This is a genomic window from Thioalkalivibrio nitratireducens DSM 14787 (assembly GCF_000321415.2).
Classification (GTDB): domain Bacteria; phylum Pseudomonadota; class Gammaproteobacteria; order Ectothiorhodospirales; family Ectothiorhodospiraceae; genus Thioalkalivibrio; species Thioalkalivibrio nitratireducens.
Genome location: NC_019902.2, coordinates 1,805,053 through 1,819,751 on the forward strand (window position 1 = coordinate 1,805,053; position 14,699 = coordinate 1,819,751).

Here is a 14,699-nt window from a genome sequence, read left to right on the forward strand (position 1 = left end):
CGTTCAGTCATGGTGTCTTGAAAGTCTGGTTCGGCGGCTGGTCAAGGTCGAGGTCGATGCCGCGCAGTGTGTCCCAGCGTCGGCAACTCGGGCATTGCCATACATGTGCCCGCCCCTGGTAGCCACAGTTGGTGCACTGGTACAGCGGCTGGCTGCGCAACTGCTCCATCAATGCCTTCTCGAATGCTGCGAACTCGCTGCTGTAGGTGTGCACCGCGGGAAGGATCTTCATCCAGCGCACCGCCTCGAGCAGACCGGAAGTCGGCACCGGACGTTGGGCCAGGATGCGGTGCAGCTGGGTCAGCGCCTCTTCAAGGCGGTTGGTGCGTCGATACAGGCGCATCAGCGCGATGCTGGCTACCGTGATCTTGTGCGTGCTCGCCAGCGCCTGCAGGGTGTCCTCGAGGCTGGCGGTCGCCCCCGGCAGCCCCGAATTCAGGTACAGGCGTTCCAGCTTCGGCACCACCAGCGTGGCCAGCGCCGGAGTCCGCTCGATGGCCTCGCGCCCCAGCCGGATCGACAGCGCGACATCACCGTTCCGCTCTGCGACTTCCGCGCGCAACAGCAGGGCCCGCGACAAGCCGGGGCAAAGCCCCAGCGCACGATCGACGTGCGACAGCGCACGGTCCGGTCGATCCTGCTCGAGTTCGAGCAACGCGAGTTCGCATTCGTAGTGGGCGATGCGCAGCCCCTCGGACGCGACCCCGTGCGCCTTCAGCCGCAGGCCGGTCTCCACCGCATGGACCCAGTCGCGCTGCGTCTCGTACACGCTACGCAGGCCTTCCAGCGCCGGCACACCCATCGACGGGGAATCCACGAGTTCCCGGAACACGGCCTCGGCCCGATCCAGCACGCCGGCTAGAAGAAAGTCGCGCCCCATTTCGAAAGTTGCACGTGCCCGCTGCACATCCGTAAGCGTCGGACGCGCTGCGAGATTCTGGTGGATACGGATCGCCCGATCCACCTCGCCACGGCGCCGGAACAGGCGGCCGAGGATCAGGTGGGTCTCGAAGGTCTCGTGGTCGATCTCGACCACTTCGATGAACGCCTGCAGCGCACGATCCGTCTGGTCGTCCAGCAGGTAGCGCACACCTTCCAGGTAGCGATCGACCGGCGGCTCCCGCCCGGCGCTCGACCGCGGCGACGAATAGCGCGCGGCCGCCCACCCGCTCGCAGCCGCGACGGGCAACAACAGCAGAAGCCAGTGCACGCTCATGCGCGCATCACGGGTCCGACTCCACGAAGGCCTGGTTTACACGTTCCCGCAGTTCCTTGCCCGGCTTGAAATGCGGGACATATTTGCCCGCGAGCGCCACACCCTTGCCGGTCTTGGGATTGCGGCCGATCCGCGGGGGACGGAAATGCAGCGAGAAGCTGCCGAAACCGCGGATCTCCACCCGGTCGCCATGGGCCAGGGCCTGGCTCATTCGCTCGAGCACCGCCTTGACGCAGAGTTCGACGTCCTTGGCGGGCAGGTGGGGAGTCTTTTCCGCGAGCCGTTCGATCAACTCCGACTTGGTCATTCCACTCCCCCCTTGCAGTGTTCTTCGTTTTTCGGAAGGGCTCGTAGCGCTGCCCCCGCCGGTCAGATGCCGGCTTGCCGATGTCCGGTCGTGCTTTTCTGCACCCACCCGCGGCCGGGCCCCGGCCACGCCGCCTCTGGCGCACAAGACACCGAAGGCGGCGAACCCGGCGGCCGGATGGGGCGCTCCGGGGCATTGGCCGCAGCCCCCCGGAGCGAGCGCCGACCGGGGTCAGTCGCTCTTGCCGCCGCCCATCTTTTCCTTCAGCAGCGCACCCAGCGAGGTGGTGGCGGTCGAACTCGAGTAGTCCTGCATGATCTCGGCCTCTTCCTGGACGTCCTTGGCCTTGATCGATAGGCTGATGGCTCGGGTCTTCTTGTCCACGCCCATGAACTTGGCCTCGATCTTGTCGCCGACGTTCAGCACCGTGCGTGCATCCTCGACGCGGTCCCGCGAGATGTCGGCAGCACGCAGGATGCCGTCGATGCCGTCGGCCAGTTCGACCACCGCGGCCTTGGCGTCGACCTCCTTCACCACACCCGAAACGATGCTGCCCTTCGCGTGCTCGGCGACGAAGCTCGAGAACGGGTCACGATCCAGCTGCTTCAGGCCCAGCGAGATGCGCTCGCGCTCCGGGTCGACGGACAGCACCACGGCCTCGACCTCGTCGCCCTTCTTGAAGTTGCGGATCGCCTCTTCACCCGGCTGCTGCCACGACAGGTCGGACAGGTGGATCAGGCCGTCGATGCCGCCGTCCAGGCCGACGAACACGCCGAAGTCGGTGATCGACTTGATCGTGCCACGGACTTTCTCGCCGCGGTTGTGATTGGCAGCGAAGTCATCCCACGGGTTCGCCTGGCACTGCTTCATGCCCAGCGAAATGCGGCGGCGCTCCTCGTCCAGGTCGAGAATCATCACCTCGACCTCGTCGCCGATCGCCACGGCCTTGCCCGGGTTCACATTCTTGTTGGTCCAGTCCATTTCGGAGACGTGCACCAGGCCTTCGACACCATCCTCGATCTCGACGAAGCAGCCGTAGTCGGTGATGTTCGTCACGCGGCCGAAGATGCGGGTTCCGGTCGGGTAACGGCGAGCGATGTTCTCCCACGGATCCTCGCCGAGCTGCTTCAGGCCCAGCGAGACACGCATGCGCTCGCGGTCGAATTTCAGCACCTTCACATCGACCTCGTCGCCGATGTTGACCACGTCCGACGGATGCTTGACCCGTTTCCAGGCCATGTCGGTGATGTGCAGCAGGCCGTCGATACCGCCCAGGTCCAGGAATGCGCCGTAGTCGGTCAGGTTCTTGACGATACCCTTGACGACGATGCCTTCCTGCAGGTTCTTCAGCAGCTCCTCGCGCTCGGCGCTGTATTCCTGCTCGACCACCGCGCGACGGGACACGACCACGTTGTTGCGACGGCGGTCGAGCTTGATCAGCTTGAACTCCAGCTCCTTGCCTTCCAGGTACGCGGTGTCGCGCACCGGGCGCACGTCGACGAGCGAACCGGGGAGGAACGCGCGGATGTCGCCGAGTTCGACGGTATACCCGCCTTTGACCTTGCCGGAGATCTGGCCCACGACGTACTTCTCTTCCTCCATCGCGTGTTCCAGGCGATCCCAGGCTTTCGCGCGCTTGGCCTTCTCACGCGACATGCGGGTTTCGCCGAAGCCGTCTTCTGGGGTCTCCAGCGCGACCTCGACCACGTCACCGACCATGACCTCGAGTTCCCCGCGCTCGTTCATGAACTGCTCGGTGGGGATCACGCCTTCGGACTTCAGACCGGCGTTGACGAGGACGACGTCGGGCCCGACATCGATGACGGTGGCACTGAGGATCGCACCCGGCTGCATCTGGGTGTAGGCCATGCTCTCTTCGAGCAGTTGCGCAAAACTTTCGGTCATGGATTTGTTGAACCTGTGATTGGAACGGTCTGCAGCGGGATGCCACAGCCGGGCTTGGATTGAACACACCCCGCACCTGCGGGAACGGATACTGCCTGGTCTACTGCATGTCTGCGGCGCGCAGCACCTGCTGCAGGCGCTCCCGGATCATGGAAACCACCGTCTCGATGCCGATATCGGTGCAATCTAGGATCCAGGCGTCCGCCGCCGGCTTCAGGGGCGCGGTGGCACGCTCGGAGTCCCGGCGGTCCCGCACCTCCATTTCTTCCTGAAGGGCGCGAAGGTTAGCACTAAGTCCTTGTTCCATCAACTGCTTGTAACGCCTTCTCGCGCGCTCTTCCGCGCTGGCGTGCAAAAAGACCTTGAGGGTCGCTTCGGGGAACACGACGGTGCCCATATCGCGGCCGTCCGCGACCAGGCCAGGAGGGCGGGCAAACGCCCGCTGGCGCGCCAGCAGCGCGGTCCGGACCTTCGGCAGCGCGGCCACGACCGAGGCATCCGCACCCGCGGTCTCGGAACGCAGGTGCTCGTCGACGCACTCGCCGTCGAGCCAGGTCTGGACCAGTTCGCCGGTGTCGGGCACCACGAACCGGGCATTGAGTCCTTCCGCAACTTCCGCAAGTTGTATGTCATTTGCAAGGTCGATCCCACGGTTGCGGGCCGCGAGGCCAACCAGCCGGTACAGCGCGCCGCTGTCCAGCAGGTGCCAGCCGAGTTCGCGCGCCAGACGCTTGCTGACCGTTCCCTTGCCCGAGCCGCCGGGCCCGTCGATGGTCAGAACCGGGATCATGCCGCGGTGATCGCCAGGCCTGCCCCGCGTGCCCGTTCGGGGAAGCCCGGGAACGAGGTGGCGACGTTTGCACAGTCGTGCACCACGATGGGCCCGGTCGCCCGCAGCGCGGCCATCGCGAACGACATCGCGATACGGTGATCCCCGTGGCTCTGGATGGCACCGGCGCCGAGCATTTCCCGGCCCTGGATGCGGATCCCGTCGGGCCGCACCTCGCATTCCACGCCGAGCGTGGCCAGGCCGTCGGCCATCACCTGGATGCGATCGCTCTCCTTGACCCGCAGTTCGCTCGCGCCGGTCAGCCTTGTTTCGCCCTCGGCGCAGGCTGCGGCAACGAATAGCGCCGGGAACTCGTCGATCGCCAGCGGCACCAGTTCCTCGGGAATCGCGATACCCCGCAGCGGCGCCCAGCGCACGTGCAGGTCGGCCACCGGCTCGCCGCCGATTTCCCGCCGGTCCAGCACCTCGATCGACGCACCCATCAGGCGCAGGATATCGATCACGCCGGTCCGCGTCGGATTCACGCCCACGTGCTGCAGGAGCATGTCCGACCCCTGGGCGATGCTCGCACCGACGAGGAAGAACGCGGCCGAGGAGATGTCGGCAGGGACATCGACCGCGCAGGCGCTCAATCGCCCTCCGCTGGTCACGCAGGCGGTGCGGTCGTCCTGGCGCACTTCGTAGCCGAAGCCTGCGAGCATCCGCTCGGTGTGGTCCCGAGTCGGCGCGGGTTCGGTCACGCAGGTTTCGCCCTCGCTCCAGAGCCCGGCCAGCAGCACGGCCGATTTGACCTGGGCGCTGGCCACCTCGAGCGTGTGATGTTCGCCATGCAGACGCTGGCCACCGTGTACCCGCAATGGCGGCGTGCCCTGCTCGCTGGTGTCGATCCGGGCTCCCATGGTGGTCAGCGGCGCGGTCACACGACGCATCGGGCGGCGGGTCAGCGAGGCATCGCCCACCAATTCGGTGTCGAAGGACTGCCCGGCGAGCACGCCGCAGAGCAGGCGCATCGCGGTGCCCGAATTGCCCATGTCCAGGGGAGCCGACGGCGCGCTAAGCCCATGAAGGCCCACGCCGTCGATGATCACCGTGTTCGGTTCCGGTCGTTCGATCGGCACACCCATCGCCTGGAACGCGGCGAGCGTGGCCAGGCAGTCCTCGCCGTCGAGGAAGCCCTTGACCGTGGTGCGACCCTCGGCCAGCGCACCGAGCATGATCGAGCGGTGAGAGATGGATTTGTCGCCCGGAACGCGCAGGCTGCCGCGCAGGGATCCTCCGGGGGCGAGGTGGAAGGTCGATGTCATGGGATCACTGGTCCAGTTGTACTTGCATGTTCTCGCTGAAACGGTCGCGCGCCTGTTTCGCGAACGCGAAACGCGCCTCGAGGTTGCGTGCGTCGCCCCGTACGATCACTTCGCGCAGGCTGTCCAGGTCGCGCTGGAAGCGCTCGAGCACCTCGAGGATTGCGTCCCGGTTGGCCACGCAGATGTCGCGCCAGACCACCGGGTCGCTGGACGCGATCCGCGTGAAATCGCGGAACCCGCCGGCGGCGTAGTGAAAAATCTCGTCGCTCTCGCTCAGTCGCGCCAGCGACTCCACCAGCGCGAAGGCCAACACATGTGGCAGGTGGCTGGTCGCGGCCAGCACGTGATCGTGATGCCCCGGGGTCATGAATTCGACCCGGGCACCGGCCGCGCGCCACATCGCTCCGATGCGGTCCGCTGCGATCGGGTTGGTCTCGTCCGCCGGGGTCAGGATCACCAGCCGCCCGCGGAACAGTTCGGGGAACGCGGCCGCGACGCCGCTCTTCTCGGTCCCTGCAATCGGGTGCCCGGCAACGAAATTGCGCGGCAACTGCCCGAACCCGGAACGCACCGCGTCGATCACCGCCTGCTTGCTGCTGCCCACGTCGGTCAGCAGCGCGTCCTTCGGCCAGTGTCCGGCCAGCGCGGCGGCCAGGCCCTGCATCGACCCCAGGGGGACCGCGAGCACGCCCACCTCGGCGTCGCGGCAGGCCTCGACCGGGTCGGTCGTCCAGCGGTCGATCACGCCGAGGCGCTGCGCCTCCTCCAGGTTCTCCGGGTTGCGGGAACAGCCGACGACCTCGCCCACGGCCCCGGCCTCGCGCAATGCCAGCGCCAGCGACCCTCCGATTAGGCCGACACCGAAGATGACCAGGCGCTGGATCATGCCGCCGCCAGCACCGCGTCCAGCGCCTGCAGAAAACGCGCATTCTCCTCGGCCCGGCCCACGGTCACCCGCAACTGCGTCGGCAAGCCGTAGTTGACCACCGGACGCACGATCACGCCCTGGCGCAGCAGGCGCTCGTAGACCGGACCGGGCGGCTGGCGCACATCGAAGGTGAGGAAGTTGCCGACCGACGGGATGAAATCCAGGCCGCGTTCGCGCAGCCCGGCCTCGAGCTGGCGCAGGCCCTCCCGGTTGACCCGTGCGCTCCGTTCCACGTGACCCGGATCCCCGAGCGCGGCGAGGCCGGCAGCCTGTGCCAGCGTATTCACGTTGAATGGCTGGCGTACGCGATTCAGCAGCTCGGCGACGGGCTCGGACGACACCGAGTACCCGAGGCGCAGACCGGCCAGGCCGTGGATCTTGGAAAAGGTGCGGGTCACGATCAGATTCGGGAAACGCGCCACCCACTGGGTCGTGTCCGGGTAGTCGGCCACCTCGACGTATTCCGCGTAGGCCTCGTCGACCACCACCAGCGTCTGTGCCGGAACGCCAGCGACGAAGGCTTCGAGTTCGGCACCCCCGACCCAAGTGCCGGTGGGATTGTTCGGGTTGGCAATGAATACCACCCGGGTGGACTCGTCCACCAGCGCTGCCATTGCGCCCAGGTCATGGCCGAAGGGCTGGTCCGCGCCCGCGGGCAATGCCTCGGCGACGCGCGCATCGGCGGAAACCGCCTGCACCACCAGCGGGTAGACGGCAAACGCATGGCGCGAGAACACCGCGCTGCGTCCCGGGGCCAGCCAGGCCCTGGCGACCAGTTCCAGGATCTCGTTCGATCCGTTGCCCAGGGTGATCTGTGCCGGGGACGCCCGGTGGCGATCCGCCAGGGCCTGCTTCAGCGCGAAACCATTGCCGTCGGGATAGATGTGCACGCCCCCAAGCGCCGCCTGCATCGCCGCGACGGCCTTCGGGCTCGGACCCAGCGGATTCTCGTTCGACGCGAGCTTCACCGCTTCACGGATGCCCAGTTCGCGCTCGAGAGTTTCCACCGGCTTGCCGGGCTCGTAGGGACGGAGCGCCTGCACGCCCGCGACAGCCAACGAAGAAAAATCAGTCATCGTCATCGTGCCCCAGGGTTCGGAAAGGGTTTCGAAGGCATCCCCGCATATCGGCCATCCGCTCGCCGTCCATGCCTCAGGTCGCCGCCTGGGGGTAGCTTCCCAGGATCTTGAGCATTTCGGCGCTTTCCCGCAGTTCCTCGAGGCATGCGGCAATCGCCGGATCCTGCTGGTGTCCGATCAGGTCGAGGAAGAACACGTACTCCCAGTTCACGCAGCGCGAGGGCCGGGATTCGATCCGGGTCAGGCTGATCCCGGCCTCGGCGATGGGTTTCAGCAGGCGGAACAGCGAGCCCGGACGGTTGGCGGTACTGAGCATGATCGAGGTGCGGTCGCGCCCAGTTGGATCGGTCTCGATCCTTCCGATCACCAGGAATCGGGTCGTGTTGTCGCCCCGATCCTCGATGTTGCGCGCCAGGATCTCCAGTCCGTAGCGCTCGGCCGCGACCTCGCTGGCGATCACGGCGGCGCCCGGCACACCGGCCGCGTCGTCTGCCGCGCGCGCGTTGCTCGGTGCATGGCGGCGCTCGACGCCGGGCAATCGTCGGTCCAGCCACTGCCGGCACTGGGCCAGGGCCTGCGGATGCGCCATCACCAGCCGGACATCCTCCAGGCGCGCACTCGAGGACAACAGGTGGTGCTGCACCGGCAGCACCACCTCGCCGCAGATCAACACAGGCGATTCCAGGAAACAGTCGACCGTGTGCGACACCACCCCTTCGGTGCTGTTCTCGATCGGCACGACCCCGAACTGCACCCGTCCCGACGCCACCTCGCGGAACACCGAATCGATCGACGCCAGCGGCAGCAGGGTCGCGGCATGGCCGAAATGCTTGCGGGTCGCCAGGTGCGTGAACGTCCCCTCCGGCCCCAGGTAGGCGACCTGCAGCGGCTGCTCCAGCGCCAGGCACTCGGACATGATTTCGCGGAACAGCCGAACCACCGCATCGCCCGGCAACGGCCCGGGATTGCGTTCGCGCACCTGGCGCAGGATCACCGCCTCGCGTTCCGGCCGGTAGAATACGGGATTCCCCTGGCCGCGCTTGACCGCGGCAACGTCCTCGGCGCACCGGGCCCGCTCGTTCAGCAGGCGCAGCAGATCCGCATCGATCCAGTCGATGCGTTCCCGCACTCGCTCGAGTTCGTCGGAACCGCTCACTAGAGGATCCGGAAGCGCAGCACTCCGTCGATGCCGGCAATCGCCTCTGCGGTCGCGGCGTCGACCGCCCCTTCGACGTCGAGCAGCGTGTACGCCAAGTTGCCGCGGGACTCGTTCACCAGGTGGACGATATTCACCCCGTTCTGACCCAGCACATGCGAGATCTGACCGACCCGGTCCGGCAGGTTCCGGTTCACGATCGCAAGCCGGGAATCGCCCTTGCGTTCCAGGCTGAGCGCCGGCAGGTTCACCGAATTCACCACGTTGCCGTGCTCAAGGTAGTCGCGGAGCTGATCGGCGATCATCACCGCGCAGTTCTCCTCGGATTCGACCGTGGAGGCCCCGAGGTGCGGCAATGTTATTACCCGCGGGTGCCGGATCAGCGCGGGGGTCGGGAAATCGCTGACATAGGCATGCACGCGGCCTGCGTCCAGCGCCGCGCCGAGCGCAGTATCGTCGACGATGCCGTCGCGCGCCAGGTTGATCACGATCGCACCGGGTTTCAACGAGCGAATGCGGGTCGCGTCCAGGATATTGCGGGTCTGGTCGTTGAGCGGTACGTGAAAGGTGATCACGTCGGCCTGGCTGACGACTGCGTCGACGCTGCGCGCGCGCTCGACGTCGGACGCCAGGCGCCAGGCGCTCTCGACCGTAATCTTCGGATCGTAGCCGATCACGTGCATGCCCAACCCGCGTGCGGCGTTCGCGATCTTCACGCCGATCGCGCCCAGACCGATGACCCCGAGGGTGCGTCCCGGGAGTTCGAATCCGACGAAACGTTTCTTGCCGTCCTCGACCCGCTTCTCGAAATCTGGCAGATCGCCGTCGAGTCCGCGCAGGTATTCCGCCGCCGGGATCAGGTTGCGGGCCGCCAGCAGCAAGCCGCCGATCACCAGTTCCTTGACCGCATTGGCATTGGCTCCCGGGGCGTTGAATACCGCAACGCCGCGTTCGGACAGGAGATCGACCGGGATATTGTTCACGCCGCTGCCGGCGCGGCCGACCGCCACCACCGAATCCGGAATCGGGGTTTCGTGCAGATTGTGCGAGCGCAGCATGAACGCGTCGGGGTCCGGCAGGCTGGACGCGACCTCGTAGGTTTCCCGGGGATACCGCTCGAGACCGCGGATGGCGATGTTGTTGAACGTCTGGATCCGGTACATGTTCTCCCCCCGCTCAGGCATGTCGCTGCTCGAAGTCCGCCATGAACTCGATCAGCGCATCCACCGCCGCCTCGGACACCGCGTTGTAGATGCTTGCACGCATGCCGCCGACCGACCGATGGCCCTTCAGGCCGGAAAGTCCGGCCTCTTCCGCTTGCTTCAGAAAGCTGCCGTCCAGCGCATCGTCGGCCAGAATGAACGGGACATTCATCCACGACCGCGCCGAGGGTTCGACCGGGTTGCGGTAGAACTCGGAGTTGTCGACGAAATGGTACAGCTTACGCGCCTTGCGCTCGTTGACCTGGGCCATTCCGGCCAGCCCCCCCTGCTCCATCAGCCACTCGAACACCAGGCCCGCCAGGTACCAGGCAAAGGTCGGCGGCGTGTTGTACATCGAGTCGTTCTTGACCTGCAGCGCATAGTCGAGCACCGCCGGAACCCCGGCCGACTTGCGCTCCATCAGATCCCTGCGCACGATCACGACCGTCAGGCCCGCAGGGCCGATGTTCTTCTGGGCACCCGCGTAGATCACCCCGTAGCGGGCGACGTCGATCGGCCGCGACAGGATGGTCGAGGACATGTCCGCGACCAGCGGCACATCGCCGGTCTCGGGCACGAAATGGAATTCGACACCGCCGATCGTCTCGTTCGGCGTGTAATGGACGTAGGCCGCGCCCGGGTCCAGCTTCCAGGTCGACGAATCCGGGATCGACGCATAGCCGTGACTCTGACTGCTGGCAACGATGTTCACCGGGCCGTACTTCTGGGCCTCCTTGATCGCCTTGCCCGACCACGCGCCAGTGTCAAGGTAATCCATCGCCTGGCCACCCGGCTGCAGGTTCAGCGGCACTGCCGCGAACTGCCCGGTCGCGCCACCCTGCAGAAACAGCACTGCATAGTCGTCCGGGACATTCAGCAGCGCACGCAGATCCCGTTCCGCCTTCTCCGCAACCTCCATGAAAATCTTGCCACGATGGCTCATCTCCATCACGGACATACCGGCACCGCGGAAATCGGCGCACTCGGCCTGGGCGCGCTGCAGCACGCTCTCGGGCAGGGCCGCGGGTCCGGCGCTGAAATTGAATACTCGACTCATTCTGCTTCTCCATTGTCGGTCTCGGGCGGTGCCTCGGCACCGAGCTCCGTGTCGTCATCCGCCTCTTCGGGGTCATCCTCGCCCTGCAGCCGTTCCACGCGCGCGAGTTCCACGAGTTTCTCGTCCTCGCTCAGGCGGATCAGGCGTACGCCCTGCGTGTTGCGCCCGATCAGCGGGATCTGCGCGACCGGTGTGCGCACGAGCGTCCCGGCATCGGTGATCAGCATCACTTCCTGATCGTCGAGCACGCGCGCGGCCCCCACCAGCATGCCGTTGCGCCCGGCGCACTGGATCGCGATGACCCCCTGTCCCCCGCGCCGGTGGACCGGGAATTCATCGAACCCGGTTCGTTTTCCATACCCGAACTCGCTCGCGAACAGCGCAGAACCCTCGCCGACGATCAGCAGCGCGATCACACGGTGCGTCTCGTCCATGCGGATCCCGCGCACACCGCAGGCCACACGCCCCATCGCACGCACGTCGGTCTCGGGGAACCGCACCGCCTTGCCGGCAGAGGTCACCAGCATCACTTCCTGATCGCCGTCGGTCAGCGCGACGTCGACCAGGCGGTCCCCGTCGCGCAGATCGACCGCGATGATGCCGGCGGTCCGCGGGCGGGAAAAGTCGGTCAGTGGCGTCTTCTTGACCGTTCCGCCCGCAGTCACCATGAACACGAACCGGTCCTCGGCGTAGCCGCGTACGGGCAGGATCGCATTGATGCGTTCGTCCTGTTCCAGCGGCAGCAGATTCACGATCGGCTTGCCGCGCGCGGCCCGGCTCCCCTGCGGCAACTCGTAGACCTTGATCCAGTAGACCCGGCCGCGGCTGGAGAAGCAGAGGATGGTGTCGTGCGTATTCGCCACCAGCACGCGATCGATGAAATCCTCTTCGCGGAAGCTGGTCGCGGCCTTGCCGCGACCGCCGCGGCGCTGCGCACGGTAGGCGGTCAGCGGCTGGTACTTGACGTAACCGGCGTGCGACAGGGTAACCACCACGTCCTCTTCCCCGATCAGGTCCGCCAGGGTCAGGTTCGCATGGGCTTCCCGGATCTCGCTGCGGCGGATATCGCCGTACTGCTCCCGGACCGCCAGCAGTTCGTTGCGGATCTCCTCCTGCAGGCGCTCGCCGGAACCGAGGATGTCCAGCAGGTCGTCGATCAGTTCCAGCAGCTGGCGGTATTCGTCGAGGATCTTCTCCTGTTCGAGGCCGGTCAGCCGGTGCAGACGCAGGTCGAGGATCGCCTGCGCCTGGGCCTCGGACAGGCGGTAGCCGTCCTCACCCGGACCGAACTCGGCCGCCAGCTCCTCGGGACGCGATGCATGTGCGCCCGCGCGCTCGAGCATGGTCGTCACCATGCCCGGCGGCCAGGCGCGCCCCAGCAGACCGGCCTTGGCCTCGGCAGGGTTCGGCGCGGCCTTGATCAACGCGATGATCTCGTCGATGTTGGCCAGCGCAACCGCAAGCCCCTCGAGGATGTGCGCACGCTCCCGGGCCTTGCGCAGGTCGAAGATCGTCCTGCGGGTTACGACCTCGCGGCGGTGGCGCAGGAAAGCTTCGAGGATCTGGCGCAGGTCGAGCAGCCGTGGCTGGCCGTCGACCAGCGCGACCATGTTGATGCCGAACACGTTCTGCATCTGAGTGTGCATGAACAGGTGGTTCAGCACCACTTCGGGCACCTCGCCGCGCCTGAGTTCGATCACGATGCGCATGCCGTCCTTGTCGGACTCGTCGCGCAGTTCGCTGATCCCCTCGATCCGGCGTTCCTTCACCAGTTCCGCGATCTTCTCGATCAGCCGGGCCTTGTTCACTTGGTAGGGCAGTTCGCTGACGATGATCGCCTCGCGCTGCCCCCCCTCGAGCGGCTCGGTGTGGGTGCGGGCACGGATGTAGACGCGGCCGCGGCCGGTTCGGTAGGCGTCGCGGATCCCGTCGACACCGTTGATGATCGCGGCAGTGGGAAAATCGGGGCCCGGAAGGTGTTCCATCAGCCCGTCGACGCCGATCTCCGGATCGTCGATCAGTGCCACACAGGCGTCGATCACCTCGCCGAGGTTGTGCGGCGGCACGTTGGTCGCCATGCCCACCGCGATCCCCGCCGAGCCGTTGACCAGCAGGTGCGGAAACTTGCTCGGCAACACCGACGGTTCGCGCTCGGAACCGTCGTAGTTGTCGACAAAGTCGACCGTCTCCTTGTCGATGTCGGCCAGCAGTTCCTGGGCGATGCGCGCCATGCGCACTTCGGTGTAACGCATCGCCGCGGGGGCGTCGCCGTCCACCGAGCCGAAGTTGCCCTGGCCGTCGATCAGCATATAGCGCACCGAGAACGGCTGCGCCATGCGCACGATCGCGTCGTAGACCGCGGAATCACCGTGCGGGTGATATTTGCCGATCACGTCGCCGACCACGCGCGCCGACTTCTTGTACGGCTTGTTGTACTCGTTGCCGAGTTCGCGCATCGCGTACAGCACGCGGCGGTGTACCGGCTTCAGACCGTCGCGGACATCCGGCAGCGCCCGACCCACGATTACGCTCATCGCATAGTCGAGGTAGGACTGCTGCATCTCGTCCTCGAGGTTGACCGGGAAGATTTCCTTGGCGAATTCAGCCATCGGCGCGCGGAGGGCTCCGGGGATAGTAAACGCGCAATTCTACCATAGCGGGGGGCACACGGCGCGCACCGCCGTGGGAATCATCGCGACGCGATCCCCTCCCGCAGTGCAACCAGCCGCTCCCGATCCGGCCGCTGCACCACGCCGTGCTCGGTCACGATCGCATCGATCAGTCTTGCCGGGGTCACATCGAAGGCCGGATTCCAGCCCCGGGATCCGGGGGGCGCAATGGCTCGGCCGGCCAATTCCAGCACCTCGGATTCCGGACGCATCTCGATCGGGATCCCGGAACCCTCCGAGGTGTCGAAGTCGATGGTGCTGACCGGCGCCGCCACCATGAAACGCACGCCGTGTTCGCGGGCCAGCAGCGCCAGCCCGTAGGTTCCGATCTTGTTGGCGGTATCACCGTTCGCGGCGATCCGGTCGGCACCCACGATCACCCAGCCCACCTGCCCCAAACGCAGCAGGCTGGCGGCCGCGCCCTCACAGAGCAGGTGCACCGGAATGCCGTCGTGCAGCAGTTCCCAGGCGGTCAACCGAGCCCCCTGCAGCCAAGGGCGAGTCTCGTCGGCAAACACCTCGCGGATCCGGCCCTGTGCCCAGGCGGAGCGGATAACCCCGAGCGCGGTCCCGAAACCGCCGGTCGCCAGCGACCCGGTGTTGCAGTGGGTAAGCACCGCGCGTCCCGGTTCGATCAGCTCCGCGCCGGCTGCCCCGAGGCGACGGTTGGCCGCGATGTCCGCCGCCAGCATCCGCTCCGCCTCGGCCAGCGCCCGGGCGTGGGCCTCACCGGCCGACGGGCACGATGCCAGTACCTCCCGCATCCGATCGAGTGCCCAGAACAGGTTGACTGCGGTCGGGCGCGAGGCTGCCAGTTGCGCGATTGCCTGCTCTACCTGCCCCCGCCAGTCCGCCCGCCCGCTTCCAGCGGCCGCACCGCAGGCCAGCACCACGCCGAATGCCGCGGTGATGCCGATGGCCGGCGCCCCACGCACGACCATATCCCGGATGGCCGCCGCCACGCCGGCGGCATCCACATAGCGGTTCTCGTGTGTCTCGCCGGGGAGCAGGCGCTGATCGAGCAGGTAGAGCGCCCCGTCGCCGTAGCGGATCGGGCGGATGGTATCGGGCAGCGTATCGATCATC

12 protein-coding genes are annotated in these 14,699 nt (G+C 66.8%); all 12 read right to left on the bottom strand.

The features are described from left to right. Positions 1-7: 7 nt before the first annotated feature. A complete protein-coding gene (locus TVNIR_RS08475; RefSeq protein ID WP_015258592.1) occupies positions 8-1,216 on the bottom strand; it encodes a tetratricopeptide repeat protein in 1,209 nt (402 codons plus the stop codon). Positions 1,217-1,223: 7 nt separating this feature from the next. Beyond that, the gene (ihfB, locus tag TVNIR_RS08480; RefSeq protein ID WP_015258593.1) at positions 1,224-1,523 is read right to left on the bottom strand and encodes an integration host factor subunit beta; all 300 of its coding nucleotides are present in this window, start codon (positions 1,521-1,523) and stop codon (positions 1,224-1,226) included. 231 nt (positions 1,524-1,754) lie between these two features. Continuing rightward, positions 1,755-3,428, bottom strand: coding sequence for a 30S ribosomal protein S1 (gene rpsA, locus TVNIR_RS08485; protein WP_015258594.1), 1,674 nt, complete (start codon positions 3,426-3,428; stop codon positions 1,755-1,757). Between the two features lie 100 nt (positions 3,429-3,528). After that, a complete protein-coding gene (gene cmk, locus TVNIR_RS08490; protein WP_015258595.1) occupies positions 3,529-4,218 on the bottom strand; it encodes a (d)CMP kinase in 690 nt (229 codons plus the stop codon). Next, on the bottom strand, positions 4,215-5,522 hold the full coding sequence (gene aroA, locus TVNIR_RS08495; RefSeq protein ID WP_015258596.1) for a 3-phosphoshikimate 1-carboxyvinyltransferase: 1,308 nt from the start codon (positions 5,520-5,522) through the stop codon (positions 4,215-4,217). The genes cmk and aroA overlap by 4 nt, the downstream gene beginning before the upstream one ends. A gap of 4 nt (positions 5,523-5,526) precedes the next feature. Then, the gene (locus TVNIR_RS08500; RefSeq protein ID WP_015258597.1) at positions 5,527-6,408 is read right to left on the bottom strand and encodes a prephenate dehydrogenase; all 882 of its coding nucleotides are present in this window, start codon (positions 6,406-6,408) and stop codon (positions 5,527-5,529) included. Next, positions 6,405-7,532 carry a histidinol-phosphate transaminase gene (hisC, locus tag TVNIR_RS08505; protein WP_015258598.1) on the bottom strand — a complete coding sequence of 376 codons (1,128 nt, stop codon included), beginning with the start codon at positions 7,530-7,532 and terminating at the stop codon, positions 6,405-6,407. The genes TVNIR_RS08500 and hisC overlap by 4 nt, the downstream gene beginning before the upstream one ends. A gap of 70 nt (positions 7,533-7,602) precedes the next feature. Next, positions 7,603-8,658, bottom strand: coding sequence for a prephenate dehydratase (gene pheA / locus TVNIR_RS08510; protein WP_211263190.1), 1,056 nt, complete (start codon positions 8,656-8,658; stop codon positions 7,603-7,605). Positions 8,659-8,684: 26 nt separating this feature from the next. Further along, positions 8,685-9,848, bottom strand: a complete 1,164-nt coding sequence (locus TVNIR_RS08515; protein ID WP_043739533.1) for a 3-phosphoglycerate dehydrogenase family protein — start codon at positions 9,846-9,848, stop codon at positions 8,685-8,687. A gap of 13 nt (positions 9,849-9,861) precedes the next feature. Further along, entirely contained in the window at positions 9,862-10,944 is a 1,083-nt protein-coding gene (serC, locus tag TVNIR_RS08520) for a 3-phosphoserine/phosphohydroxythreonine transaminase (RefSeq protein ID WP_015258601.1), read from the bottom strand. Further along, positions 10,941-13,553: a DNA gyrase subunit A gene (gene gyrA / locus TVNIR_RS08525; protein ID WP_015258602.1), complete on the bottom strand. Its 2,613-nt coding sequence runs from the start codon at positions 13,551-13,553 to the stop codon at positions 10,941-10,943. Before gyrA ends, serC begins: the two co-directional genes overlap by 4 nt. A gap of 80 nt (positions 13,554-13,633) precedes the next feature. Then, complete coding sequence (gene mtnA / locus TVNIR_RS08530; RefSeq protein ID WP_043740427.1) at positions 13,634-14,698, bottom strand: S-methyl-5-thioribose-1-phosphate isomerase; 1,065 nt, start codon at positions 14,696-14,698, stop codon at positions 13,634-13,636. Between the last annotated feature and the right edge of the window lies 1 nt (position 14,699).

Coding starts and splice junctions, on each gene's coding strand:
- ihfB (WP_015258593.1), bottom strand. CDS start 1,523: ATGACCAAGTCGGAGTTGATCGAACGGCTCGCGGAAAAGACTCCCCAC.
- aroA (WP_015258596.1), bottom strand. CDS start 5,522: ATGACATCGACCTTCCACCTCGCCCCCGGAGGATCCCTGCGCGGCAGC.
- TVNIR_RS08515 (WP_043739533.1), bottom strand. CDS start 9,848: ATGTACCGGATCCAGACGTTCAACAACATCGCCATCCGCGGTCTCGAG.
- TVNIR_RS08500 (WP_015258597.1), bottom strand. CDS start 6,408: ATGATCCAGCGCCTGGTCATCTTCGGTGTCGGCCTAATCGGAGGGTCG.
- serC (WP_015258601.1), bottom strand. CDS start 10,944: ATGAGTCGAGTATTCAATTTCAGCGCCGGACCCGCGGCCCTGCCCGAG.
- cmk (WP_015258595.1), bottom strand. CDS start 4,218: ATGATCCCGGTTCTGACCATCGACGGGCCCGGCGGCTCGGGCAAGGGA.
- TVNIR_RS08475 (WP_015258592.1), bottom strand. CDS start 1,216: ATGAGCGTGCACTGGCTTCTGCTGTTGTTGCCCGTCGCGGCTGCGAGC.
- mtnA (WP_043740427.1), bottom strand. CDS start 14,698: ATGATCGATACGCTGCCCGATACCATCCGCCCGATCCGCTACGGCGAC.
- rpsA (WP_015258594.1), bottom strand. CDS start 3,428: ATGACCGAAAGTTTTGCGCAACTGCTCGAAGAGAGCATGGCCTACACC.
- gyrA (WP_015258602.1), bottom strand. CDS start 13,553: ATGGCTGAATTCGCCAAGGAAATCTTCCCGGTCAACCTCGAGGACGAG.
- hisC (WP_015258598.1), bottom strand. CDS start 7,532: ATGACGATGACTGATTTTTCTTCGTTGGCTGTCGCGGGCGTGCAGGCG.